Origin of the sequence: Tenacibaculum sp. A30, assembly GCF_051200845.1 — a bacterium.
Lineage (GTDB): Bacteria > Bacteroidota > Bacteroidia > Flavobacteriales > Flavobacteriaceae > Polaribacter.
The window spans coordinates 1,009,659-1,035,350 of the sequence record NZ_CP195160.1 but is presented as its reverse complement, the minus strand read 5'-3'; the positions used below and the strand labels follow the sequence as shown (position 1 = coordinate 1,035,350).

At 33.3% G+C, this 25,692-nt stretch carries 33 protein-coding genes and 1 riboswitch; of the genes, 30 read left to right on the top strand and 3 right to left on the bottom strand.

The features are described 5' to 3' along the window. Positions 1-217: 217 nt before the first annotated feature. The 18 genes from rpsH to ACR9ES_RS04865 all read left to right on the top strand — a co-directional run bounded on the left by rpsH (position 218) and on the right by ACR9ES_RS04865 (position 11,722). Positions 218-616: a 30S ribosomal protein S8 gene (gene rpsH / locus ACR9ES_RS04950; RefSeq protein ID WP_028890739.1), complete on the top strand. Its 399-nt coding sequence runs from the start codon at positions 218-220 to the stop codon at positions 614-616. Positions 617-632: 16 nt separating this feature from the next. Then, complete coding sequence (gene rplF, locus ACR9ES_RS04945) at positions 633-1,178, top strand: 50S ribosomal protein L6 (RefSeq protein WP_435255323.1); 546 nt, start codon at positions 633-635, stop codon at positions 1,176-1,178. Between the two features lie 19 nt (positions 1,179-1,197). Then, positions 1,198-1,548: a 50S ribosomal protein L18 gene (gene rplR, locus ACR9ES_RS04940; RefSeq protein ID WP_047789824.1), complete on the top strand. Its 351-nt coding sequence runs from the start codon at positions 1,198-1,200 to the stop codon at positions 1,546-1,548. 11 nt (positions 1,549-1,559) lie between these two features. Next, positions 1,560-2,081, top strand: a complete 522-nt coding sequence (gene rpsE, locus ACR9ES_RS04935) for a 30S ribosomal protein S5 (RefSeq protein WP_028890742.1) — start codon at positions 1,560-1,562, stop codon at positions 2,079-2,081. 11 nt (positions 2,082-2,092) lie between these two features. Then, positions 2,093-2,275, top strand: a complete 183-nt coding sequence (rpmD, locus tag ACR9ES_RS04930) for a 50S ribosomal protein L30 (RefSeq protein ID WP_274635086.1) — start codon at positions 2,093-2,095, stop codon at positions 2,273-2,275. A gap of 11 nt (positions 2,276-2,286) precedes the next feature. After that, positions 2,287-2,739: a 50S ribosomal protein L15 gene (rplO, locus tag ACR9ES_RS04925; protein ID WP_028890744.1), complete on the top strand. Its 453-nt coding sequence runs from the start codon at positions 2,287-2,289 to the stop codon at positions 2,737-2,739. A 12-nt stretch (positions 2,740-2,751) separates the two neighbouring features. Next, positions 2,752-4,071: a preprotein translocase subunit SecY gene (gene secY, locus ACR9ES_RS04920; protein WP_028890745.1), complete on the top strand. Its 1,320-nt coding sequence runs from the start codon at positions 2,752-2,754 to the stop codon at positions 4,069-4,071. 1 nt (position 4,072) lies between these two features. Then, positions 4,073-4,288 (top strand): translation initiation factor IF-1, encoded by a 216-nt coding sequence (gene infA, locus ACR9ES_RS04915; protein WP_004568721.1) that lies wholly within the window; start codon positions 4,073-4,075, stop codon positions 4,286-4,288. A gap of 12 nt (positions 4,289-4,300) precedes the next feature. Beyond that, complete coding sequence (gene ykgO / locus ACR9ES_RS04910; protein WP_010181906.1) at positions 4,301-4,417, top strand: type B 50S ribosomal protein L36; 117 nt, start codon at positions 4,301-4,303, stop codon at positions 4,415-4,417. Positions 4,418-4,523: 106 nt separating this feature from the next. After that, positions 4,524-4,889, top strand: a complete 366-nt coding sequence (gene rpsM / locus ACR9ES_RS04905) for a 30S ribosomal protein S13 (protein ID WP_028890746.1) — start codon at positions 4,524-4,526, stop codon at positions 4,887-4,889. A gap of 33 nt (positions 4,890-4,922) precedes the next feature. Beyond that, the gene (gene rpsK / locus ACR9ES_RS04900) at positions 4,923-5,309 is read left to right on the top strand and encodes a 30S ribosomal protein S11 (protein ID WP_028890747.1); all 387 of its coding nucleotides are present in this window, start codon (positions 4,923-4,925) and stop codon (positions 5,307-5,309) included. A gap of 133 nt (positions 5,310-5,442) precedes the next feature. After that, the gene (gene rpsD, locus ACR9ES_RS04895) at positions 5,443-6,048 is read left to right on the top strand and encodes a 30S ribosomal protein S4 (protein WP_435255322.1); all 606 of its coding nucleotides are present in this window, start codon (positions 5,443-5,445) and stop codon (positions 6,046-6,048) included. A gap of 103 nt (positions 6,049-6,151) precedes the next feature. Beyond that, positions 6,152-7,144, top strand: a complete 993-nt coding sequence (locus ACR9ES_RS04890; RefSeq protein WP_408036333.1) for a DNA-directed RNA polymerase subunit alpha — start codon at positions 6,152-6,154, stop codon at positions 7,142-7,144. Positions 7,145-7,206: 62 nt separating this feature from the next. Continuing rightward, positions 7,207-7,683 carry a 50S ribosomal protein L17 gene (gene rplQ, locus ACR9ES_RS04885; RefSeq protein WP_435255321.1) on the top strand — a complete coding sequence of 159 codons (477 nt, stop codon included), beginning with the start codon at positions 7,207-7,209 and terminating at the stop codon, positions 7,681-7,683. Between the two features lie 98 nt (positions 7,684-7,781). Beyond that, positions 7,782-8,891 (top strand): glutamine-hydrolyzing carbamoyl-phosphate synthase small subunit, encoded by a 1,110-nt coding sequence (gene carA, locus ACR9ES_RS04880; RefSeq protein WP_435255320.1) that lies wholly within the window; start codon positions 7,782-7,784, stop codon positions 8,889-8,891. 109 nt (positions 8,892-9,000) lie between these two features. After that, positions 9,001-10,290: a phosphopyruvate hydratase gene (eno, locus tag ACR9ES_RS04875; RefSeq protein WP_435255319.1), complete on the top strand. Its 1,290-nt coding sequence runs from the start codon at positions 9,001-9,003 to the stop codon at positions 10,288-10,290. 161 nt (positions 10,291-10,451) lie between these two features. After that, entirely contained in the window at positions 10,452-10,991 is a 540-nt protein-coding gene (locus ACR9ES_RS04870) for a hypothetical protein (protein WP_435255318.1), read from the top strand. An 83-nt stretch (positions 10,992-11,074) separates the two neighbouring features. Then, positions 11,075-11,722: a hypothetical protein gene (locus tag ACR9ES_RS04865; RefSeq protein WP_435255317.1), complete on the top strand. Its 648-nt coding sequence runs from the start codon at positions 11,075-11,077 to the stop codon at positions 11,720-11,722. Positions 11,723-11,877: 155 nt separating this feature from the next. Here the strand turns inward: ACR9ES_RS04865 and ACR9ES_RS04860 are convergent, their stop codons facing one another. After that, positions 11,878-12,732, bottom strand: a complete 855-nt coding sequence (locus ACR9ES_RS04860) for a hypothetical protein (protein WP_274634242.1) — start codon at positions 12,730-12,732, stop codon at positions 11,878-11,880. Between the two features lie 386 nt (positions 12,733-13,118). Between ACR9ES_RS04860 and ACR9ES_RS04855 the strand changes: the two genes are divergently transcribed. The 11 genes from ACR9ES_RS04855 (at position 13,119) to moeB (ending at position 23,666) form a co-directional block, all read left to right on the top strand. Next, positions 13,119-14,405, top strand: coding sequence for a citrate synthase (locus ACR9ES_RS04855; protein ID WP_435255316.1), 1,287 nt, complete (start codon positions 13,119-13,121; stop codon positions 14,403-14,405). A 63-nt stretch (positions 14,406-14,468) separates the two neighbouring features. Then, positions 14,469-15,422, top strand: coding sequence for an arginase (locus ACR9ES_RS04850; protein ID WP_274634244.1), 954 nt, complete (start codon positions 14,469-14,471; stop codon positions 15,420-15,422). Between the two features lie 174 nt (positions 15,423-15,596). Continuing rightward, positions 15,597-15,691, top strand: a riboswitch (TPP riboswitch). 65 nt (positions 15,692-15,756) lie between these two features. Next, complete coding sequence (gene thiS / locus ACR9ES_RS04845) at positions 15,757-15,960, top strand: sulfur carrier protein ThiS (RefSeq protein ID WP_274634245.1); 204 nt, start codon at positions 15,757-15,759, stop codon at positions 15,958-15,960. Positions 15,961-16,008: 48 nt separating this feature from the next. Next, positions 16,009-17,868: a phosphomethylpyrimidine synthase ThiC gene (thiC, locus tag ACR9ES_RS04840; protein WP_435255315.1), complete on the top strand. Its 1,860-nt coding sequence runs from the start codon at positions 16,009-16,011 to the stop codon at positions 17,866-17,868. 73 nt (positions 17,869-17,941) lie between these two features. Next, complete coding sequence (locus ACR9ES_RS04835) at positions 17,942-18,544, top strand: thiamine phosphate synthase (protein ID WP_435255314.1); 603 nt, start codon at positions 17,942-17,944, stop codon at positions 18,542-18,544. Positions 18,545-18,766: 222 nt separating this feature from the next. Continuing rightward, on the top strand, positions 18,767-19,522 hold the full coding sequence (locus tag ACR9ES_RS04830; protein ID WP_435255313.1) for a hydroxymethylpyrimidine/phosphomethylpyrimidine kinase: 756 nt from the start codon (positions 18,767-18,769) through the stop codon (positions 19,520-19,522). After that, on the top strand, positions 19,519-20,166 hold the full coding sequence (gene thiE, locus ACR9ES_RS04825; protein WP_435255312.1) for a thiamine phosphate synthase: 648 nt from the start codon (positions 19,519-19,521) through the stop codon (positions 20,164-20,166). The genes ACR9ES_RS04830 and thiE overlap by 4 nt, the downstream gene beginning before the upstream one ends. A 10-nt stretch (positions 20,167-20,176) precedes the next feature. Next, positions 20,177-20,947 (top strand): thiazole synthase, encoded by a 771-nt coding sequence (locus tag ACR9ES_RS04820; RefSeq protein WP_435255311.1) that lies wholly within the window; start codon positions 20,177-20,179, stop codon positions 20,945-20,947. Positions 20,948-20,989: 42 nt separating this feature from the next. Beyond that, positions 20,990-22,141 carry a 2-iminoacetate synthase ThiH gene (thiH, locus tag ACR9ES_RS04815; RefSeq protein WP_435255310.1) on the top strand — a complete coding sequence of 384 codons (1,152 nt, stop codon included), beginning with the start codon at positions 20,990-20,992 and terminating at the stop codon, positions 22,139-22,141. Between the two features lie 70 nt (positions 22,142-22,211). Beyond that, entirely contained in the window at positions 22,212-22,565 is a 354-nt protein-coding gene (locus ACR9ES_RS04810) for a four helix bundle protein (protein WP_435255309.1), read from the top strand. A 48-nt stretch (positions 22,566-22,613) separates the two neighbouring features. Then, positions 22,614-23,666, top strand: coding sequence for a molybdopterin-synthase adenylyltransferase MoeB (gene moeB, locus ACR9ES_RS04805; protein WP_435255308.1), 1,053 nt, complete (start codon positions 22,614-22,616; stop codon positions 23,664-23,666). Positions 23,667-23,724: 58 nt separating this feature from the next. On the opposite strand, the gene ACR9ES_RS04800 is transcribed toward moeB, so the two are convergent. Beyond that, positions 23,725-24,189 carry a copper resistance protein NlpE gene (locus ACR9ES_RS04800; RefSeq protein ID WP_435255307.1) on the bottom strand — a complete coding sequence of 155 codons (465 nt, stop codon included), beginning with the start codon at positions 24,187-24,189 and terminating at the stop codon, positions 23,725-23,727. 109 nt (positions 24,190-24,298) lie between these two features. Between ACR9ES_RS04800 and ctlX the strand changes: the two genes are divergently transcribed. Next, entirely contained in the window at positions 24,299-25,234 is a 936-nt protein-coding gene (gene ctlX, locus ACR9ES_RS04795; RefSeq protein WP_435255306.1) for a citrulline utilization hydrolase CtlX, read from the top strand. Here ctlX and ACR9ES_RS04790 read toward each other — a convergent pair. Further along, a complete protein-coding gene (locus ACR9ES_RS04790; protein WP_435255305.1) occupies positions 25,231-25,683 on the bottom strand; it encodes a hypothetical protein in 453 nt (150 codons plus the stop codon). The genes ctlX and ACR9ES_RS04790 overlap by 4 nt on opposite strands. Positions 25,684-25,692: the final 9 nt, after the last annotated feature.

The window sequence follows — 25,692 nt, the reverse complement described above, 5'->3', positions numbered from 1 at the left end:
TAAAATGGTTTGATTTTTAAAAAGTTTATGTATATTTGCACACTGTTTTTATAGGGTAAATTGTGCCTTGTAAGTAAATACTTGTAGCAAGTATAATACCTATGAGATTTTACCCAAAAAACGAACTAAATAAATATTAACTGGTTTCAGGTTTAGTATCAGTAGTTTACCTAGTAAAGTAAGGACGCTAAAAACCAAAACCGCAATTTAATTAACTATGTATACAGATCCAATCGCGGATTTTCTTACTCGTGTGAGAAATGCTATTGCAGCTAACCACAGAGTAGTTGAAGTTCCTGCTTCTAAATTGAAGAAGGAAATGACGAAAATTTTGTTCGATCAAGGTTACATTTTAAGTTATCAGTTCAATGACGATAAAGTGCAAGGAACTATCAAGATAGCTTTAAAATACGACCGTGATACGAAAGAATCAGTAATCAGAAAGATTCAAAGAATTTCAACACCAGGTTTACGTAAGTACGTTGGCGCTAAAGAAATGCCAAGAGTATTAAACGGTTTAGGTATTGCTATTGTTTCTACATCTAAAGGTGTAATGACAAACAAAAAAGCAAGACAAGAGAACGTTGGTGGAGAGGTATTATGTTACGTTTACTAAAAAAACATTTTGTAAGATGAGTAGAATAGGAAAAAATCCAATCGCATTGCCACAAGGTGTTGAAGTAAAAGTAGACGGAAACGTGGTAACAGTAAAAGGTAAATTAGGAGAGTTAACTCAAGAGTTATCTTCTGATATTACTGTAAAGGTAGAAGATGGTACAATCACTTTAGAAAGACCATCAGATAGTAAAGAACACAGAGCTGCACATGGTTTATACCGTGCTTTAATCAATAATATGGTTGAAGGTGTAAGCAAAGGATTTACTAAAGAGTTAGAGTTAGTAGGTGTTGGTTATAGAGCATCTAACCAAGGACAAAAATTAGATTTAGCCTTAGGTTTCTCTCATAACATTATTTTAGATTTAGCTCCAGAAGTTAAGGTTGAAACAGTATCTGAAAAAGGTAAAAACCCAATCGTAAAATTAACTTCACATGACAAGCAATTAGTTGGTCAGGTTGCAGCAAAAATTCGTTCTTTCCGTAAGCCAGAGCCTTACAAAGGAAAAGGAATTAAGTTTGTAGGAGAAGTATTAAGAAGAAAAGCAGGTAAATCTGCATAATAAATTAAGAGAAATTATTATGGCATTATCAAAGCTTGAAAGAAGACAACGAATTAAGCATAGAATTAGAAAAATAGTTACTGGTACCGCTGAAAAACCAAGATTATCAGTTTTTAGAAGTAACAAAGAAATCTATGCTCAGTTAATTGATGACGTTGCTGGTGTAACATTAGCATCTGCATCTTCAAGAGATAAAGAAATTACATCTAGTTCTAAGGCAGAAGCAGCAACAGCAGTAGGTAAAGCTATCGCTGAAAAAGCTGTAAAAGCTGGTGTTGATACTGTTGCTTTTGATCGTAACGGGTATTTATACCACGGTAGAGTTAAAGTATTAGCAGACGCTGCTAGAGAAGCTGGTTTAAAATTTTAAGAAATTATATTATGTTAGGATATAAAAACGTAGAAAGAGTAAAACCAAGCGGATTAGAGCTTGTAGATAAATTAGTAGGAGTACAACGTGTTACTAAAGTAACTAAAGGAGGTAGAGCATTTGGTTTCTCTGCAATCGTAGTAGTTGGTGATGGTAACGGTGTTGTAGGTCACGGATTAGGGAAATCTAAAGATGTTTCTTCTGCTATTGCAAAAGCAGTAGAAGATGCAAAGAAAAACTTAGTGCGTATTCCTATTTTAGACGGAACATTACCACACGAGCAAAAAGGTAAATTTGGTGGAGCTAAAGTATTCATCAAGCCAGCTTCACACGGTACCGGGGTTATCGCCGGGGGTGCTGTACGTTTGGTATTAGAATCTGTTGGAATTAAAGACGTATTATCAAAGTCTCAAGGATCATCAAACCCTCATAACGTAGTAAAAGCTACTTTTGACGCTTTATTACAATTACGTAGCGCAGCAACTATTGCTAAGCAAAGAGGTATTTCTTTAGAGAAAGTTTTTAACGGTTAAAATTTAAGACGATGAGTAAAATTAGAGTTACACAAGTAAAAAGTCAAATCGGTCGCCTTAAAAATCAAAAAAGAACGTTAGAGGCGTTAGGTTTACGTAAAATGAACCAAACTGTAGAGCATGATGCAACAGCTACAATTTTGGGTATGGTAAATAAAGTTCAACACTTAGTTTCTGTAGAAGAAATTAAATAAGATAATAAAAGATGAGTTTACACAACTTAAAACCAGCAGCTGGAGCAACTAAGAACAAAGGGAAGCGTGTAGGACGTGGAGAAGGTTCTGGTAAAGCTACTACTGCAGGAAGAGGACACAAAGGAGCTAAATCTCGTTCTGGTTATTCTCGTAAAGTAGGATTTGAAGGAGGACAAATGCCACTTCAAAGACGTGTGCCTAAATTTGGATTCACTAACATTAACCGTAAAGAGTATGTTGGTGTAAATTTAGACAAGTTACAATCATTAGTAGATAACGGAAAGATAACAGATACAGTTAATTTAGATGTTTTAGTTGAAAACAGATTAGCTCGTAAAAACGACTTAGTAAAAATATTAGGTGGTGGAGAGTTAAAAGCTAAATTAAATATAACTGTACATAAGTATACAGCATCAGCAAAAGCAGCTATCGAAGCAGCAGGAGGTGAAGCAGTAACTTTATAATAATTGTAAATGATGAATTTTATAAATACTTTAAAAGACATTTGGAAGATAGAAGAGTTAAAAGAAAAATTACTTTTAACTTTAGGTTTAATTGCTGTTTACCGTTTTATGGCAGCAGTTCCATTACCAGGAATTGATCCAACTCAATTAACAGCATTAAAAGACAGTACTTCTGATGGACTTTTAGGTTTATTAAACGCATTTACAGGTGGGGCATTTGCTAGAGCGTCAGTAATGGCACTTGGTATAATGCCTTATATTTCTGCTTCTATTGTAGTACAGTTAATGGGTATCGCAGTACCTTATTTACAAAAACTACAAAAAGATGGAGAAAGTGGACGTAAGAAGATTACGCAAATTACAAGATGGCTTACGATTGCTATTACGTTGTTTCAAGCACCTACTTATATTGGAGTTATCCAAAATCAAATGGGATTACCAGCTGAAGCATTCTTAGTAACAGGAGCAACATTTTGGGTATCATCTATTATTCTTTTAAGTGCAGGAACAATTTTTGCAATGTGGTTAGGAGAGCGTATTACTGATAAAGGAGTTGGTAATGGTATATCATTATTAATTACTGTAGGTATTATCGCAAACTTCCCAGCAGCATTTATTCAAGAATTAGTTTCTAAGCAAACTGCAGGAGCAGGAGGAATTATGATGATTTTAATCGAATTAATAGTTTGGTTTGTGGTAATCTTGTTAACCGTATTATTAGTTACCGCAGTACGCAAAGTTGCAGTTCAATATGCACGTCGTACAGCAGTTACAAACATTAAAGATGTTGATGGCGCAAGACAGTACATTCCTTTAAAATTGAATGCAGCTGGTGTAATGCCAATTATCTTTGCTCAAGCAATTATGTTTTTACCAATTGCATTAGGGCAAAAATACCCAGCATTAAACAGTTTAACTGATATTAACGGTTTATGGTATAACGTTATATTTGCTTTATTAATTATTGTCTTTAGTTACTTTTATACGGCTATTACTATTCCAACGAATAAAATGGCAGAAGACTTAAAGAGAAGTAATGGTTTTGTTCCAGGGTATAAACCAGGTGAAGAAACAGCTAACTTTTTAGATTCAGTATTGTCAAAAATTACATTACCAGGATCAATCTTCTTAGCAGCTTTATCTATTTTACCAGCAATCATTGTAAAGTTTGGAGTTACTCAAAACTGGGCAATGTTTTACGGTGGAACTTCATTAATCATTATGGTAGGAGTTGCAATAGACACCATTCAGCAAATAAACTCGTATTTATTAAATAGTCGTTACGACGGTTTAATGAAAACAGGAAACAGTAACAGAAAATCATTAAAATAATATGGCTAAGCAATCAGCAATTCAACAAGACGGAACTATTACAGAAGCTTTATCAAACGCTATGTTCCGTGTAGAATTAGAAAACGGACATATTGTTACGGCGCACATTTCAGGAAAAATGCGTATGCATTATATAAAGTTATTACCAGGAGACAAGGTAAAATTAGAAATGAGCCCGTATGATTTATCAAAGGCAAGAATTACTTACAGATATTAAAAACACACACTGATGAAAGTAAGAGCATCATTAAAGAAAAGAAGTGCTGACTGCAAAATTGTACGCAGAAAAGGCCGTTTATACGTAATTAACAAAAAGAATCCTAGATTTAAACAAAGACAAGGATAATAAATAAGACACTAGTCATTAGTAATTAGTAGTTAGATGAATCTGCTTGAAATAGAAATGTTTAGGATTCTAACAACTAAAAGCTAACAGCTAAAAACTAAATTATATGGCAAGAATCGCAGGTATAGATATTCCAAAGAATAAAAGAGGTGTTATCGCTTTAACATATATCTTTGGTGTAGGAAGAAGCAGAGCTAAAGAGATTTTAGCAGCTGCTAACATAGACGAAAGCATCAAAGTTCAAGATTGGACTGATGATCAAATTGCAGCAATTCGTGAGCAAGTAGGAACTTACACTATTGAAGGTGAGTTACGTTCTGAAGTTCAATTAAACATTAAACGTTTAATGGACATCGGATGTCAAAGAGGTATTCGTCACAGACTTGGTTTACCATTAAGAGGACAAAGAACGAAGAATAACTCTCGTACAAGAAAAGGTAAGAGAAAAACTGTAGCTAACAAGAAAAAATAATCATTGATTATTTTTTACTAATAGTAAAGAATTATGGCAAAGTCTAAAGTAACAAAAAAACGTAAAGTTATAATTGAATCAGTTGGTGAAGCTCACGTAACTGCATCATTTAACAATATTATTATTTCTTTAACAAACAAAAAAGGTGATGTAATTTCTTGGTCATCTGCTGGTAAAATGGGCTTCAGAGGTTCTAAAAAGAACACTCCTTACGCAGCTCAATTAGCAGCAGAAGATTGTGCAGAAGTTGCAAAAGAAGCTGGTTTACGTAAAGTAAAAGTGTATGTTAAAGGACCAGGTAACGGTAGAGAATCTGCAATCAGATCTATCCACAATGCTGGTATCGAAGTAACTGAAATCATCGATGTTACTCCAATTCCACACAACGGATGTCGTCCACCTAAAAGAAGAAGAGTATAAGTTGAAGTAATTCAACTTATACTTTATTTAGTGTACCTTTGTACACAAAAATTAAGTATTTTAACAACAGTAGGATTAAAAGATTATCGAAGGAGTACGCCTTAATTCATAATCCCTACTAAATTAATTAGAAATGGCAAGATATACAGGACCAAAAACTAAGATTGCTCGTAAGTTTGGCGAGGCAATTTTCGGAGATGACAAAAACTTCGAAAAAAGAAATTACCCTCCAGGGCAACACGGAATTTCTAAACGTAGAGGTAAAAAATCGGAATATGCTATCCAGTTAATGGAAAAGCAAAAAGCTAAATATACCTATGGTATTTTAGAGCGTCAATTCCGTAACATATTTAAGAAAGCACAAGCATCAGGAGGAATTACTGGTGAGGTGTTATTACAATTATGTGAGTCTCGTTTAGATAACGTTGTTTACCGTTTAGGTATCGCAACTTCACGTAGAGCAGCTCGTCAATTAGTATCTCACCGTCACATTACAGTAAACGGTGAAATCGTAAACATTCCTTCTTACAGATTACAAGCAGGAGATGTTGTTGCAGTAAGAGAAAAATCTAAATCATTAGAAGCTATCGAAAATGCATTAGCAGCTAACAGCGCAGTTTACGAGTGGTTAACTTGGAATGCTGATTTGAAATCAGGAACTTTTGTAAAAGCTCCAGAAAGATTACAAATTCCAGAGAACATTAAAGAGCAATTAATCGTAGAATTGTACTCTAAGTAATAAATTAATTATATTGGTATTCAGCCAAAGGGTTTATTCGAACTTCTTCAAACTTATAAACCGCGCAACTGACTAACAATTAAAACGAAGAAAACAAATTAATATGGCAATTTTAAATTTTCAAAAACCTGATAAAGTAATCATGATTGAATCTACTGATTTTTCAGGAAGATTCGAATTTAGACCTCTTGAACCAGGTTTTGGATTAACAGTTGGGAATGCTTTAAGAAGAGTGTTATTATCTTCATTAGAAGGATTCGCTATTACATCATTACGTATTGATGGAGTAGATCACGAGTTCTCAACTATTCAAGGTGTTGTAGAAGACGTAACTGAAATTATCTTAAACTTAAAACAAGTTCGTTTTAAGAAGCAGATTGAAGAATCTGACAGAGAAACAGTTTCTATCGCAATATCAGGACAAGAGCAATTAACCGCTGGAGATTTACAAAAATTTATCTCAGGTTTCCAAGTATTAAACCCAGAGTTAGTACTTTGTAACATGGATAAATCAGTAACGTTAAATGCTGAAATTACCATTGAAAAAGGTAGAGGTTTCGTACCAGCAGAAGAAAACAAAAGAGCTGGAGCACCTTTAGGAACAATTTTTACAGATTCTATTTACACTCCAATTAAGAATGTAAAATATGCAATTGAAAATTTCCGTGTAGAGCAAAAGACCGATTACGAAAAGTTAGTTTTCGATATCGATACTGACGGTTCTATCAACCCTAAAGATGCCTTAACCGAAGCAGCTAAGATTTTAATCCACCACTTTATGTTATTCTCTGACGAGCGTATCACTTTAGAGGCTGATGAAATTGCACAAACTGAAACATATGATGAGGAATCATTACATATGCGCCAGTTATTAAAGACGAAATTAGTTGATATGGATTTATCAGTTCGTGCTTTAAACTGTTTAAAAGCTGCAGAAGTTGATACTTTAGGAGACTTAGTATCATTTAACAAAAGCGATTTAATGAAGTTCAGAAACTTTGGTAAAAAATCATTAACTGAATTAGATGAGTTAGTGGCTAACAAAGGTTTAAATTTCGGAATGGATTTAAGCAAATACAAATTAGATAAAGATTAACCTTTCATAGTTTGCTCCTCTAAATTAGAGTAGTAGCAAGATGAGAGCTAAAACCAAATGTCATGAGACACGGAAAGAAATTTAATCATTTAGGTAGAAAAACAGCGCACAGAAAAGCGATGTTATCTAACATGGCTTGTTCTTTAATCGAGCACAAGCGAATCAATACTACAGAAGCTAAAGCGAAAGCTTTACGTAAGTTTGTTGAGCCTTTAATTACAAAATCTAAAGACGATACAACTCACAACCGTCGTGTAGTATTTAGTTACTTACGTAACAAAGAGGCTGTTACAGAATTATTTAAAGAAATTTCTGTAAAAGTAGCAGACAGACCAGGAGGATATGTACGTATCATCAAGTTAGGAAACCGTCAAGGAGATAACGCTCCTATGGCAATGGTAGAATTAGTTGATTACAACGAGTTATACAATCCAAAAGGAAACAAAGCTAAAAAGAGTACTCGTCGTAGCCGTCGTGGTGGAGCGAAGAAAACTGAAGCTGCCGCTGTTGAAACTCAAACTTCACAAGAAGAAGAATAAAAATGAAAGTTTTTATAAATTAAATCAAAGGGATAAACATTTTAATGTTTATCCCTTTTTTTATATATTTTTGCAACCAAATTACACAACACCACTAAATGAAATATCAAACACGTAAAAAAGCATTAGTTCTATTAGCAGACGGAACCATTTTCTACGGAAAATCAATTGGAATAGAAGGAACCGCTACAGGAGAGATTTGTTTTAACACAGGTATGACAGGGTACCAAGAAATTTTTACTGATCCATCTTACTATGGACAACTTATGGTAGCTACCAATGCACATATTGGTAACTATGGAGTTAATGACGAAGAAGTAGAATCAGAAGGAATTAAAATTTCAGGATTAATTTGTCGTAATTTCAGTTTTACACATTCTCGTGTAGATTCTGATGGAAATTTATTTGATTGGTTTAAAGAACACAATCTAGTAGCTATTTCTGATGTTGATACTCGTGCGTTAGTATCTTATATTAGAGATAATGGAGCAATGAATGCTATTATTTCTACAGAAGTAGATAATATTGAAGAATTAAAGAAGCAATTAGCTGATACTCCAAATATGGAAGGACTAGAGTTAGCTTCTAAAGTATCTACAAAAGAACCTTATTTTGTAGGAGACGAAAACGCACCGATTAAAATTTCAGCTTTAGATATTGGAATCAAGAAAAACATTTTAAGAAACTTAGCGAAAAGAGGCGCTTATATTAAAGTGTATCCTTATAATGCAAGTTTTGAACAAATGAGCGATTTCAATCCAGATGGGTATTTTATTTCAAACGGACCTGGAGATCCTGAACCTTTAGAAGAAGCTCAAAAGACAGCTAAAGAAATTATAGATAAAGATTTACCATTGTTCGGAATCTGTTTAGGGCATCAAGTTATAGCGTTAGCTAATGGTATTTCAACATATAAAATGCACAACGGTCATAGAGGAATTAATCATCCTGTTAAAAACTTATTGACAGGAAAAGGAGAAATTACTTCTCAAAACCATGGTTTTGCTATAAATCGAGAAGAAACAGAAGCGCATCCTGATGTTGAAATTACACATGTGCACTTAAATGATAACACGGTAGCAGGTATTAGAATGAAGTCTAAAAATGTATTTTCAGTACAATACCACCCAGAAGCAAGTCCAGGGCCACATGATGCAGAATACTTATTTGATCAGTTTATAGAAAATATCAAAAAAGTAAAAGCTTAAATAAATAAAAAATAAAGAAATTCCCGTGAACTAATATTCACGGGAATCTATAATTAAAAATAAATTTCACACCACTCTTAGCCTAGTTTAAGAGAAAAAAATAAACACTATGAGTATCATAATAAATATCCATGCACGTCAAATTTTTGATTCAAGAGGAAATCCAACAGTTGAAGTAGATGTAACCACTGAAAACGGTGTTGTTGGTAGAGCTGCGGTACCATCAGGAGCTTCTACAGGAGAACATGAAGCTGTTGAGTTACGTGATGGAGGTGATAGCTATATGGGGAAAGGTGTACTAAAGGCAGTGGAAAACGTAAACACTGTTATAGCACAAGAGTTATTAGGAGTATCAGTATTTGAACAAAACATGATCGATCAATTAATGATTGATTTAGATGGAACTCCAAATAAATCAGTTTTAGGAGCAAATGCTATTTTAGGTGTTTCATTAGCAGCAGCAAAAGCAGCAGCAAATGAATTAGGATTACCTTTATATAGATACGTTGGTGGAGTTTCAGCAAATACATTACCAGTTCCTATGATGAATATCATCAATGGAGGTTCGCATTCAGATGCACCAATTGCATTCCAAGAATTTATGGTTATGCCAGTAAAAGCCCAAAACTTTACAGAAGCAATGCAAGTAGGTTCTGAAATTTTTCATAATTTAAAGAAAGTATTGCATGAACGTAACTTGTCTACAGCAGTAGGTGATGAAGGAGGTTTTGCTCCAACTTTAGAAGGAACTGAAGATGCCATTGAAACTATTGCTTTAGCAACTAAAAATGCAGGATATAAATTTGGAGAGGAAGTAATGATTGCACTAGATTGTGCTTCAGCTGAATTTTTTGTAGATGGAAAATACGACTACACTAAGTTTGAAGGAAACAAAGGAGCAGTTAGAACTTCTGAAGAGCAAGCAACTTATTTAGCAGAGTTATGTGAAAAGTACCCTATTATTTCTATTGAAGATGGAATGGATGAAAATGATTGGGACGGATGGAAAATGTTATCAGACAAAGTAGGAGATAAAGTTCAGTTAGTAGGAGACGATTTATTTGTTACTAATGTAGAACGTTTGTCAAAAGGAATTGAAAATGGCATTGCAAATTCAATTTTAATTAAAGTAAATCAAATTGGTACCTTAACAGAAACAATTGCAGCAGTAAACATGGCACACAATGCAGGATATACTTCTGTAATGAGTCACCGCTCAGGAGAAACAGAAGATAATACCATTGCAGATTTAGCAGTAGCATTAAACTGTGGGCAAATTAAAACAGGTTCAGCTTCACGTTCAGATCGTATGGCAAAATACAATCAATTATTACGTATTGAAGAACAATTAGCGGATGTAGCTTATTATCCGCAAGAAAAGGCGTTTAAAGTAAAATAATTTACTACTACATAAATTAAAGAAAGCTCGTGCATTTGTACGAGCTTTTTTGTTGAGTATGGTATTGTTTTTGATAAAAAAATCGGTTAAAAACAACAAGTAAAAAGTAGGGTAAAATCCTTTTAGCTTTTTATAGAGGTGTTTATAAACAAAAAAGAACTATGAAAAAAACATTCCTACTTATTTGTAGCTTATTTGCTGTATCATTATTTTCTCAAGAAAAACAAACACAAAGCGTTTGGAGAATTAATTTTTTAAATCCTGGAGTAGAGTACGAAACTCCTACAGGGAATAATTCAACCTTATCTATAGGAGCAGGGATAGGATATAGCGTTAGTTATCCGCACACAGACCATACAGCAGGTTCTGGTTTTATCACCTCTTTTAATCCTTTTTTAGATATACAGCATAAATGGTTTTATAATTTTGATAAGCGTAAAACAAAAGGGTTAAATACAAGCAATAACTCAGGTAATTTTATCTCTGCACGATTTTTAACAAGAAGTGAATCATTGTTTGGAAATTCTAACGGAACCGACGGTCTAGATTTTGCAATAGGTCCAACATGGGGAATCCAACGTAAATATGGTGAAAATTTCCACTTCTTATTTGATATGGGACCTATATACTACTTTGATGTGAATGGAAATGGTTATTATTTTCCTTTGATGCTACAACTCAACTTAGGGTTTGATTTATAGAAATATAGAATGTGTAAACAACAACCTTGCTAGTTTTTAGTAAGGTTGTTGTTGTTTGACTAAACGAATTAAAATTGTTTTTTATGAAAAATAAATTGCTTGCTTTACTTGTAATGTTGTTTATTAGCGCATTTTCAAATGCTCAAATAAGTATTTATGATGCAGTACAAACAGGAAAAGAAATTACTAAAGATGAAAAGAAACCCAATGAGTTGCCTCCAAAATTTGTTCAAACAGTTGAGTTTGGTATATCATTACCAACTGAAATTAATTATGATTTTTTTGATGGAGATTATACTGGAAAAGAGTTAAAAAGGCGTTTGTCATTTGATTTGTTTTATAACATTGGTTATCCAATTTTAAAGAAGCTTACTTTTGGTGCTGTGGCTGGTGTACAGCATCAATCGCAAGGAAGTATTACAGGCTTAAAATTGGGCGTAAGTTTACGTTACTACTTAAAAAATTATGAAGGAGTTAACCTGTATTTAATGACGGCAAGAAGTATTGGTATTTCAAGCAATGTAAAGAATGAAGCAGGTAACGGTAATATTAGAGTAGGTTTACAATTTCCTATTAAAGAGTTAACGGATTTTGACAATTTTCGTGTAGTTTTTAATATTTTTTTAGATCATGATTCTTATGAGTTAAAAAAACCTTTGATAAATAATGAAATACCAGACGATATCATTTTTAGAAAAGGATATGGTTTAGCAATAGGGTTACAGTTTTAAACAGGACTTCACATAAGTAAAAGTTTTTTAGATAAAAAAACCTACCTATTCACTCTTTTAAAATACCTTTAAAAAAGTAAAACAAAAGCTGTTTTTAAATTATAAAAACAGCCTTTGAAATCAATTTCAATTCGTTTATTTTAGTCGATTATATTTTAATTTAAGTTTAAGAATTCTTCTTCAGAAATTTCTCCTGAAGCAATTTTTTGTAATTCTTCTAAGTGCGCTACAATATGCTCGTGCTGACCTTGTTCGATAGTAGCAGGCTTAACTAATTCTAACTTTAATCTACCACCTTTTACATAATAATCATAGTAGTAAAAAAAGTTTGCATCAAAGTTTCTGTTTGAATAAGTACCGTTATCCCCTAATAAGTAACCTAACCTAAAAGCAGATCTTCTTTGTGCAGCTGTACCATGAGAACTACCATTAGGACCAGCTAATGTTTGTGAGAAGTTGTAAGCACCCGCTGCAGTATTCCAATTACTAGTATAAGTTCTACGAATAAAATATCCTCCAAAACCATCAGCTTCTAATTCAGTAGCACTAACATGATTGCCGCTAGGAATGGTATTGTCTCTAAACTGTACTTGATGTGCCATTTCATGAGCAGCAACATAAGCAATAGCAACATTACCATAATTTAAAGCACTAGCTAGCAATTCTTCTCCCCATACTACATAACCATTAGAATAAGAAAGAGCATTGAAAGTTCCGTCTCCACCTGCTAAGTATAAAGGTACATTACCCATTCCAAAAAAACTCGCAGCTTCGTTGTGTTCAGTTTTTAAAAAATTGGTGGTAGATTGGTTAACTATATAATCAGCCCAATAAGAGTTTGGACCAAAACCGTCAACAGTGTAACACTCAGCATTGTTAATTTCTAGCATGCTTGGAGAGTTAATCCCCATAGGGGCGTTGTCGCTTGTTAAATTATTGTCTTCTTTGGTACATTGTACGGCAAGAATTGATATGCATAATAATGCAATAATAAATTTAATTTTTTTCATTGTGAAAGGGTTTTATGAATTGAATTAATTTTTTCTAAAAATATATGTTGTTTTGTTAACGGAGTTAAATAAAAGATATTGTGTATTTAATTTGTTATCAAGAAAAAAATACACACTCTAAAAGAATACGGAATTTGGTATGCTTAAATAAGTTTGTAAGGTCTGAAAAAATAAGAGAATTAAGATTAAATCAATTTTATAAGAGAAATTAATTGTGTCTTTCTTCTAGGTAAGGCGTTGTATTATAAGTAAGATTAGATTTGTTTTTTTTAATAAAATAAACTGATTTTTACATATTAAAAATCTATCAATTCTAACTTTTAAAATAATTCAAAAAATGGTATATTCGCAACTCACTTCAATCATTAAAATTTAAGAAATTTAAAATGTCAGATATAGCAAAATTACAAATTGGCGAAAAAACGTATGAGTTTCCTTTAATAAAAGGAACAGAAAATGAAACTGCAATTGATATTAAGGACTTAAGAGGAGCCACGGATGGTGTTATTACCATTGATCCAGGGTATAAAAATACAGGTTCATGCCAAAGTGCTATAACATTTTTAGATGGTGAGAAAGGAATTTTAAGGTATAGAGGATATTCTATTGAAGAATTAGCTGAAAAAGCAGACTTCTTAGAAGTAGCTTACTTGTTAATTTTTGGTGAATTACCAACAAAAGAGCAATTAGATAAATTCTATGCAGATATTTTGGATGAAGCAATTGTAGATGATGATATTAAGAAAATCATCGATGCTTTTCCTAAAAATGCTCACCCAATGGGAGTGTTATCATCGTTAACATCTGCACTAACAGCTTTTAATCCTTCTTCTGTAAATGTTGATTCAGAAGAAGATATGTATAAGGCGATCGTTAAAATTATGGGTAAATTCCCTGTTTTAGTAGCTTGGACGTTACGTAAAAAACAAGGATTACCATTGCACTACGGTTCTCGCAAGTTAGGATATGTTGAAAATATCTTAACAATGATGTTCCAAAAGCCAAACGATGAGTATGAGTTAAACCCTATTATGATTAATGCTTTAGATAAGTTATTAATCTTACATGCAGATCACGAGCAAAACTGTTCAACTTCAACAGTACGTATCGTAGGTTCTTCTCATGCAGGTTTATTCGCATCATTATCAGCAGGGATTTCTGCTTTATGGGGACCTTTACATGGTGGAGCAAACCAAGCTGTACTGGAAATGTTAGAAGCTATCAAAGAAGATGGTGGAGATACTAAAAAGTACATGGGTAAAGCAAAAGATAAAGAAGATCCATTCCGTTTAATGGGATTCGGACACCGTGTATATAAAAACTTTGATCCAAGAGCAAAGATTATTAAGAAGGCAGCTGATGAAGTGTTAGGAGATTTAGGAGTTGAAGATCCAATTTTAGATGTAGCTAAAGGTTTGGAAAGAGAAGCTTTAGAAGATCAATACTTTGTAGATAGAAAATTATATCCTAACGTAGATTTCTATTCAGGTATTATTTACCGCGCAATGGGTATTCCAGTAGAAATGTTTACTGTAATGTTTGCTTTAGGACGTTTACCAGGATGGATAGCTCAATGGAGAGAAATGCGCTTACGTAAAGAACCAATCGGTCGTCCACGTCAAGTATACGTTGGAGAAAATTTAAGGGAATTCGTAGAGATAGATAAAAGATAAAACATGAAAAAAAGTGTCATTTAGTAAATTAAATGACATTTTTTTTATTTAATATAATTGATGATGAAAGAAATTAAAATTATCAAAAATAGATCAGATATTGGAGCAGGAACTCGTGGTTCTGATATGGGAGTTGATGCTATTGAAATAGCAGCGATAAATAAAAAAAGTAATTACTTTGATTCGCATGATTTTGAAGACGTTATTACCGAAAATGAATCAATTTATAATAAAGTAAACAATTCATTTGCTAAGCGAATAGACAGTGTTTTTAATCAGTGTAAGCGTTTAAGTAACCATGTAAAAGTTAATTTACAGGAAGGGAAATTTCCAATTGTATTGTCAGGAGATCATTCTTCAGCATTAGGAACCATTAGTGGAGTGAAGGCAGCTTATCCAACACAAAGGGTAGGTGTAGTTTGGATTGATGCCCACGGAGATTTACATTCACCTTATACTTCTCCTTCAGGAAACATTCACGGTATGCCTTTGTCAGCAGCAATATCAGACGATAATTTAGATTGTCAAATTAACGATGTAAGTAGAGAAACCTCTGAGTTGTGGGAACGTATGAAAAACATCGGAGTTCCAGGGCAGAAAGTATTACCAGAAGATATTATTTTCTTTGGTGTTCGAGATACTGAAGAACCAGAGGATAAGCAAATGGAGAAATATGGTATTAAAAACTATATGGTTGCTGAAGTTCGTTATCGTGGATTGGATGTTTGTGTAAATGAAGCTTTAGAAAAGTTGTCAAATTGTGATGTAATTTATGTATCGTTTGATGTAGATGCAATGGACTGCGATATGATTTCTTACGGAACAGGTACACCAGTTCCAAAAGGATTTGATCAACATGAAATTATTGATATAATCAACGGATTATTAGCAAGTGAAAAAGTAGCTTGTGTAGAGTTTGTTGAAGTAAATCCGTTACTAGATTTCAAAGGAAACAAAATGGCAGAAACTGCTTTTGAAGTGCTTGAAGAAGTAACTAAGAAGGTTAAAAGTCTGTAGTTTTAAAAGATTTTTTAAAAAAGCGAACTTATTTAAGTTCGCTTTTTTTTTTAAAGAAGAAAATAAACAAGTACATTTGCGAGTATAGATTCTACTTGTTAGTATACACAAATAAAGAATTTATACATTTAATTTATTTCGAGGAAAAGTTTTAATACTTACTCTCGATTATCGAGTAAACTTTAGGAGTAGCTAGTTCGCTAGTTTGAGAAAGATCCTTTGAACCTGATATGGTTAACACCAGCGTAGGGAAAAGTTGTAAAATCTTATTTAGGCATTGTTTTTTGTAAAACAATTCTGAATTCCTTCTACAGTTTACTTTAAATAGATCAATATGATAACAATAAAAGTAAACGATAACCAACAAGAATTTTTAACCGAGGTGACATTGCAAGAATTAGTAGAAAAGCTACAAATTCAAACCAATGGAATTGCCATTGCTGTAAATAGTAGTGTGGTAAAAAAATCAGATTGGTCTTCAAAATTACTCCAAAATAATGATGCTATTTTAATCATTAGGTCTACCCAAGGAGGATAATATTTTCAGAAAACAAAACGTATAAAGCAATAAACAAGCAACCCTAAAATGAAGAAAAAAGATACAGCACCAAAACAAGATGGTGTAACAAGACAACCATTTCCGAATTCAAAAAAAATATATGTTCAAGGAAACATCCATCCACAGATAAAAGTAGCCATGCGTGAAATTGAATTGAGTGATACTGTGGATTCGATGACTAAAAAAAGAACTCCTAACGAACCAGTTACGGTATACGATACTTCAGGTCCTTATACAGACCCAAACAAAGAGATTAATATCCATAGCGGATTAGAACGTATTCGTGAACAATGGATTTTAGATAGAGGAGATGTGGATGAGTTAAATGAATTTACTTCTGATTATTGTAATGAGCGATTGAATGATAAAAGCTTAGATCATCTTCGATTTAACTTAAAACATAAACCTAAGCGGGCAAAAAAAGGACAAAATGTAACACAGTTACATTACGCAAAAAAAGGAATTATTACCCCAGAGATGGAATACATTGCCATTCGTGAAAATCAACGAATAGATGAAATGACACGTTTATCGAAACAACATCCAGGGCAAGATTTTGGGGCGAGTATTCCAGCAAAAATAACTCCTGAGTTTGTTAGAGAAGAAGTAGCAAGAGGACGAGCAGTTATTCCTTCAAATATCAACCATCCAGAAGCAGAGCCTATGATTTTAGGTCGTAACTTCTTGGTAAAAATCAATGCGAATATTGGAAACTCAGCTACCACCTCATCCATAGAAGAAGAAGTAGAAAAAGCAGTTTGGGCATGTCGTTGGGGAGCAGATAATATCATGGATTTATCTACAGGTAAAAACATCCATGAAACCCGTGAGTGGATTATTCGTAATTCACCTGTACCTGTAGGAACCGTACCTATTTATCAAGCTTTAGAAAAAGTAAATGGAATTGCTGAAGATTTAACTTGGGAAATTTTTAGAGATACTTTAATTGAACAAGCTGAGCAAGGAGTAGATTACTTTACGATTCACGCTGGTGTTCGTTTACGTTATGTACCTATGACGGCAAAACGTATTACAGGGATTGTATCTAGAGGAGGTTCTATCATGGCAAAATGGTGTTTAGCACATCATAAAGAAAGCTTTTTATATACTCATTTTGAAGAGATTTGTGAAATCATGAAAGCTTATGATGTTGCCTTTTCCTTAGGAGATGGTTTACGTCCTGGTTGTATTGCCGATGCGAATGACGAAGCACAGTTTGCAGAATTAGAAACTTTAGGAGAGTTGACTAAAATAGCACGTAAACATGAAGTACAATGTTTCATTGAAGGACCGGGTCATGTACCAATGCACATGATTAAAGCGAACATGGATAAGCAGTTAGAAGCTTGTGATGAAGCCCCGTTCTACACTTTAGGGCCTTTAACTACGGATATTGCTCCAGGATACGATCATATTACTTCAGGAATAGGAGCAGCGATGATTGGTTGGTATGGTTGTGCTATGTTGTGTTATGTAACTCCAAAAGAACATTTAGGCTTACCAAATAAAGAAGATGTTCGTACAGGGGTGGTTACCTATAAATTAGCAGCCCATGCAGCTGATTTAGCAAAAGGACACCCAGGAGCACAACACAGAGATGATGCTTTAAGTAAAGCACGTTTTGAGTTTCGTTGGGAAGATCAATTCAATTTAGGATTGGATCCAGAATTAGCTAGAGAATATCACGATGAGACCTTACCTGCAGAAGGAGCTAAAATTGCACATTTTTGCTCTATGTGTGGTCCAAAATTCTGCTCTATGAAAATATCGCAGGAAGTGCGTGACTTTGCAGCCGAGAATGAAGTAGAAGGAGATGAAGTCTTTGCAAAAGGAATGGAAGAAAAATCAAAAGAATTTAAGGACAAAGGTTCAGAAGTATACCTATAAATCCTGAACTTAGAATTATGAATTACGAATTGACAATTTCTAAATTAGTAATTCATAAATTAAAACTGATTATATGATTGTTCTAATAGCTCCAGAAAAAGACATTCCGAATGAAATTGAAATTCTTCAGCAATTATTTGAAGAAGGATTGGAATATTATCATTTCAGAAAACCTGATAAAAATTATGAAGAGCATGTAGCATATTTGAATCAGATAGATGAAAAGTATCATAACAGAATAGTTACACATTATTTTCATGAACTCATTAATGAATTCAACCTAAAAGGAATTCATTTTCAAGAGCAAAAAAGAAATGATGCTTTAGAGAATGGAAGTGAGTATTTTATTGGATTAGATATGATAGGAAAAACAATGAGTAGTTCTTTTCATGAACCTTCAGCCTTAGCGAATTGTGATATTGAGTTCGATTATCATTTATTAAGTCCTGTTTTTTCTTCTATTTCAAAGGAAGGATATGAAGGGAGAGGCTTTGATGTAAACCATATTGATAAAACCATTATCGGTATGGGAGGAATCAATACAGATACCATTCAAGAAACCTTAGAGTTAGGTTTTCAAGGAATTGGTGTTTTAGGAGGAGTTTGGAATACAGAAAACCCAGTTGAAAGCTTTAAAGATATCAAGCGTCATTATGAAGAACTTAAGATGAAATAAACTTTTAATCAAACTATATTGTATTAATAAAAGTAAAAACGTCATAGTCAAATCAAGTCATTAAAATCCACCGTAAGAAGTGTTAAAAATGAAAAGCTGTTTGAACGGAGTGAGTTCTTTTCATTTAACTTCGAGGATGAGATTTTATGAACGAAGAGGTGACAAGACTAGATTTTTTTGTTTCTTTTTTCATCAATGGAAAAAAGAAAGTATAGTAAAAGAATGAAGCGAAAAAATTACATATTAACAATTGCAGGATTTGATCCGTCAAGTGGAGCAGGATTGACTTCGGATATTAAAACTTTTGAAGCACATGGTTTATATGGATTATCGGTATGTACAGCAGTTACAGTTCAAAATGATATTGATTTTAAAGATTGTGTTTGGGTTGATAAAGAAACCATCATCAATCAAATAGAAACTTTATTTGAACGCTTTGAAATATCAGTAGCAAAAATAGGAATCATCCAATCTTGGAATGTATTATTGGAGGTTATTCAAACACTAAAAAAATACAATTCATCCATAAAAATAGTTTTGGATCCTATTTTAAAAGCCAGCGCTGGATTTGATTTTCATTCCGAAGAGAATATAAAAGTGTTTGAAGAAGTATTACAACACTGTGATTTTATCACTCCAAATTATGATGAAATAAAAGCTTTGTTTTCTAATAAATCGATAGAAGAAACCATTGAATTTATTTCAGAGAAGACTAATATCTATTTAAAAGGTGGACATAGAGAAGCTAAAAAAGGATGGGATGAAGTATATCACAGTAAGATAGTACAGTTGAATATTCCACCTAAAGCTACATCCGTTTTTGAAAAGCATGGAAGCGGTTGTGTATTGTCTTCAGCTTTAGCTTCAAATATAGCCAAACAACTTCCTTTAGAAGATGCATGTACAAATGCCAAATGGTATACAGAACAATTTTTAAACTCTAATAAAACGCTCTTAGGAGAGCACAACTATACATGATAAGTAAATTACACTATATAACTCAAGGGAAAACTCCAGAAGAGCATCTAGAAAATGTTCAAAGAGCTTGTGCTTCTGGGGCAGAATGGGTGCAACTTCGATTAAAGAATATAGATCCGAAAACTATTTTAGAAACAGCACAAAAAGCGAGAGAAATTACGAGTCATTTTCAAACTCGTTTAATCATAAACGATTATTACAAAGTAGCGAAAGAAATCAAAGCAGATGGAGTTCATTTAGGAAAAACAGATACGTGTCCGTTAAAAGCAAAAGAGTATTTAGGTGATTTATATATTGTAGGAGGAACAGCAAATACTTTAGAAGATTGTAAAATGCTACTAGAGAAAAAAGTAGATTATATTGGTTTAGGTCCTTATCAGTTTACTGAAACTAAAAAGAATTTGAGTCCAGTTTTAGGAACTACTGGTTACCAGATGCTTTTAGAAGAGTTGAAAACAACCACTCCAATAATAGCTATCGGTGGAATTACCACAGAAAATATACCTGAAATTATTGACACAGGAGTATATGGAGTCGCTGTTTCAGGAGCAATTACACAAAATTTCAACTCGATTCCTACATTTCATAAAATTTTAAAAGCTCCAAGTACCAATGAACAAGTGTACAAAATAGGAACGCAATAAATTAGCAATAATGAATACCAATTTAACAATAGCCGATAAAACATTTACCTCACGATTATTTACAGGAACAGGAAAGTTCAGTTCCTCACAATTAATGAAAGAGGCTTTGCTAGCATCAGAAAGTGAATTGATAACAGTAGCTTTAAAAAGAGTAGATGTTCAAAACGAAGAAGATGATATTTTATCACATTTAAGTCATTCAAGAATCAATTTATTACCGAATACTTCGGGAGTCCGTACAGCAAAAGAAGCTGTGTTTGCGGCAGAATTGTCTAGAGAGGCGTTAGAAACGAATTGGGTAAAATTAGAAATACATCCAGATCCAAGATATTTATTACCAGATCCCATTGAAACCTTAAAAGCTGCTGAAGAGTTAGTAAAAAAAGGGTTTGTAGTGATGCCTTATATTCATGCAGATCCGGTTTTATGTAAGCGATTAGAAGAAGTAGGAACGCAATGTGTAATGCCTTTAGGAGCACCTATTGGAAGTAATAAAGGATTAAAAACGTTAGAGTTTTTAGAAATTATCATAGAGCAATCAAATGTTCCTGTGGTAGTAGATGCGGGAATTGGAGCGCCTTCACACGCAGCGTATGCTATGGAATTAGGCGCCGATGCTGTTTTGGTAAATACAGCTGTTGCGGTATCACAAAATCCGGTAGCTATGGCACAGGCTTTTAAAATGGCGGTGGAAGCAGGAAGAATGGCATATGAAGCAAAACTAGCTCCTGTAAGAAGACAAGCAGAAGCGAGTAGTCCGTTAACAAGTTTTTTAAATTAAAGCTGTTGGCATTTCGCTAGTAGCTTATTTAAAATTAATACGATGTTAGTAAACAAAACAGAAAGTAGTAGCCAAGAGCTAACAGCCAAAAGCTTTAAAACTATATTCAACCAATACAATTGGGACGAAACCTTGCAAAGCATTTTTAATAAAACAACCGTTGATGTTGAAAGTGCTTTGTCAAAGAATAAACTCGATTTGGAAGATTTTAAAGCATTGATATCTCCTACAGCAAAACCTTTTTTAGAGCAAATGGCGCAAAGAAGTCGTATGCTGACAAAAAAACGATTTGGAAATACCATTCAAATGTATGCTCCGATGTATTTGAGTAATGAATGTCAGAATATATGTACGTATTGCGGATTCAGTTTTACGAACAAAATTCCGAGGAGAACCTTAACCGATGCAGAGATATTAAAAGAAGTCGCTTTTTTAAAAACGAAAGGATACGACCATATTTTGTTAGTAACCGGGGAGGCCAATAAAACAGTTGGAGTTGATTACATTAAAAATGCGATTCAGTTGATTCGTTCTCAGTTTTCAAATATTACTATTGAAATTCAGCCTTTAGATCAACATGAGTATGAATTGTTAATTGAAAGCGGATTATACGCGGTGTTGGTATATCAAGAAACCTACCATCAGCAAGAATATAAAAAACATCATCCAAAAGGGAAAAAATCAAATTTTGAGTACCGCTTGGAAACGCCTGATAGATTGGGGAAAGCAGGAATTCATAAAATAGGATTAGGAGCTTTATTCGGGTTGGAAGATTGGCGTGCTGATAGCTTTTTTACAGCATTACATTTAAAATATTTACAGAAGACCTACTGGAAAACAAAGTATTCTATTTCATTTCCACGTTTAAGACCACATTCAGGAGGATTAGAACCCAAAGTAGAAATGACGGATGCAGATTTGGTACAGTTAATCTGTGCATTTAGACTATTAGATGAAGACGTAGAGCTATCAATGTCTACCCGAGAAAGTGAAGTTTTTAGAAATAATATTGTTAATTTAGGAGCTACCTCAATCAGTGCAGAGTCTAAGACAAATCCAGGAGGATATATTGTTGAACCACAATCGTTAGAGCAATTTGAAATTTCAGACGAACGAAGCACCGAAGAAATTGTTCAGATGCTAAAAGGTCAGGGATTGGAAGTAGTTTGGAAAGATTGGGAGCAGTTTGGGTAGATTGGCTTTTAGCTGTTAGCACTTGGTTTTTTGAGGTAATGATTAAGGTTGAAAAACAAATAAAAAAGCTATGAGAAATTATCGAAAGTTTGAAGTGTGGAAAAAATCACATGAGCTAGCATTAAAAGTGTACGAGTTAACTAAAGGCTTTCCTAAAGAAGAAATATATGGAATAACCTCACAATTAAGAAGAGCTTCATTATCAGTTCCAACGAATATTGTTGAAGGAGTTAGTAGAAATACAGAAAAAGAATTTGCTTATTTTGTTAATATAGCATCAGGTTCATCAGCTGAGGTTGAGTACCTTCTAGAATTTGCAAGTGAATTGAATTATTTGTCGTACGAAGATCATGAAAATTTAAATAGAGAAATAATTTCAATAAGAAAAATGTTAAATGTATTATACTCAAGGTTAAGAAAATAAAGTTGTAAAATAAATACTAATAACCAAAAGCGAATAGCTAATAGCCAAATGCTAACAAAAGAAGAACAAAAGCAATATAATCGCCATCTTATTCTAGATAAAATAGGAGAAGAAGGGCAACTAAAACTAAAACAATCAAAGGTTTTGGTAATAGGGGCAGGCGGATTGGGTTGTCCTATACTACAATATTTAACGGCAGCAGGTGTAGGTACGATTGGAATTATCGATGATGATGTAGTAGATCAAAGTAACTTACAGCGTCAAGTATTATATACAATAGATGATATAGGGAAGTCTAAAGCGGAAACAGCAGCAAAACGCTTGTCAAAGTTAAATCCTTTTGTTCAGTTTCATGTGTATAAAGAAAAATTAACGAATCAGAATGCTATTTCTTTATTTGAGAAATATGATGTAGTTGTAGATGGTAGCGATAATTTTGCTACTCGTTATTTAACTAACGATGCAGCGGTACTCACTCAAAAACCATTGGTGTATGGTGCTATTTTTAAGTTTGAAGGACAGGTAAGTGTGTTTAATTATCAAGGAAGTGCTACGTATCGATGTTTATATCCAACTCCTCCAAAACCAGAGGAGTCACCTAATTGCTCAGAAATTGGTGTAATAGGTGTATTACCTGGAATTATAGGAAGTTTACAAGCAAATGAAGCTATTAAGATTATTTGCGGAATAGGAGAGGTGTTAGCCAATAAATTATTGATGTATGATACCTTAAGCATGCGTCAAATGATATTGAATTTTGAAAAGACAGACAAAGCAGAGGTTATTGAATTAGATAGTGACTATGAATTTTTCTGCGGAATTAAAACTGCTGCTAACGAGATAACGTTAGAAGAATTACAAAATAATCCGTCAGCTTATAATTTATTGGATGTTCGTGAAAATAGGGAACGGGAACAACATCATATAGGAGGGCAACACATTCCGTTAGGAGAACTTACTCAACGATATGATGAAATAGACATCGAAAAACCTGTGGTAGTTTATTGTAAATCAGGAGTACGTAGCCAACGAGCAATTGATTTTTTAGAACAACAATTCAACTCTGTTACTTTTCTAAATTTAAAAGGAGGACTAGGATAAACACAACATCAGCCTAATGATTTATAAGGCTGATGTTGTAGTATAAAAAGTAATATTCTTACTCTTTTTTTGAAAGAATATAAAATTTAGAAAGTTCTCCTTCAATTACTTTTCCTTCAGTATCTAAAGCAATCACAGAACCTTCGATACATTTATATTGAGGGTTTCTATCAGGAATATTTAAAGTAATATTTGTTCCTTTTTTGTCCCATGTAAAACTTCCTTTTTCAACAAAATTGTTTTGTTCTTCATCTAAGTAAACTTCAGTCAATTCAAACGTTAAATCAGCGTTTAATTTAAGTGTAGTGTTAATTCCAGGACAGCTAGCACAAGGTAGTGTACCTTCATAGATTCCGGCCCAATCTAAAGAGTTTTTAGCATTGTGCTCATCAACAAATTCTTGTTTAGGTTGTTGTTCAACTTTGTTTTCAGTAGTACTATTGCCTTGGTTTTTACAAGATAAAAATACTAACGAAGTCATGGCTAAAATAGCAGCCGATTTTTTAATTGTTTTTCTAGTCATTTTTTTAAAAGTTTTATCAAAGCTTTTACTAGCAGTTATTATGCCATAAATTACTTTTGAATATAAGAAAATAACATAAAATAATATTAAAATCTGTTACCTTCGCAGTATGCAACAAACAACGAATACAATTTTAATGATTCGTCCTGCAAATTTTAGGATGAATGAACAAACAGCAGTAAATAATTATTATCAGCAAGAGTTGTCGGGTATGCTACCTGCTTCTATCAATGCGAAAGCACAAGAAGAGTTTGACGCTTTTGTAGAAAAATTAACAGCTGTTGGAGTAGAAGTCCTAGTGATAGAAGACACCAAAGAACCTGACACCCCTGATGCGTTGTTTCCTAATAATTGGATTTCTTTCCATGAAAATGGAGATATTGCTATTTATCCGATGTTTGCAGAAAATCGTCGTTTAGAGCGAAGAGAAGATGTATTAGAGGTTTTGGAAGAAAAAGGTTTCTCAATAGAAAATGTAATTGATTATTCCGAAGCGGAAGAAGAAGGAATCTTTTTAGAAGGTACAGGAAGCATGATTTTAGATAGACAAAACAGAAAAGCTTATTGTGCGTTGTCTCCCCGAGCGGATGAAGAATTATTTATTGAATTCTGCGAAGATTTTGAATTTACTCCTGTAATTTTTGAAGCGAACCAAACAGTTGATGGACAAAGAGAAGCGATCTATCATACCAATGTCATGATGTGTGTTGCTGAAACTTTTGCTGTAGTGTGTTTAGATTCAATAGATGATAAAAAAGAAAAGAAAAACCTTTTAAAACATTTAAAGTCAGATAAAAAAGAGGTGATTGCTATTTCTGAGGAACAGGTAACTCAGTTTGCGGGGAATATGTTACAAGTTAGAGGGAATAATGACGAACGTTATTTAGTAATGAGTACCTCTGCATACGAATCGTTGACAAATCAGCAGTTGAAAAACTTAGAAAAGCACACAAAAATAGTCCATAGCTCATTACAAACTATTGAAACCTGTGGAGGCGGAAGCGCACGCTGTATGATGGCTGAGGTGTTTTTACCAAAAAACTAAGTAGCCATTGAGTTTGAAACTTTATAATTTTTATAGTATTGCATTAAGATAAAAGAACAAATTACCGAAGAGGCAATTCCTTCAATAGCCAGTGCAAATACAACTAGAGGTAAACTTAACTTTTGTCCCCAAAAAGAAGATTTTTCAAGAACATTCATAAAGCTTGGGTCAATAAAGTCTACATAAATAATTAAACTTACAATAGTTAATGCTACAGCAACAATAGAAGTTCCTATTCCCAATAAAAAATTGCTGAAGTATACTGACTCATGATTTCTAATAATGTTTGTTTTAATAGCTCTGTTAATGCCATACAGAACAAAAGCAAAGTTTAAAAAACGTAGTTCAGCAACATCTTCTAACCCAAAAATTTTCATAACTAAAAAGTAACCAGCAATGCCTGCAAAAATTAGCAAAGCATTGCTGAATATAATTCTATTGCTCGCCATAATATACTT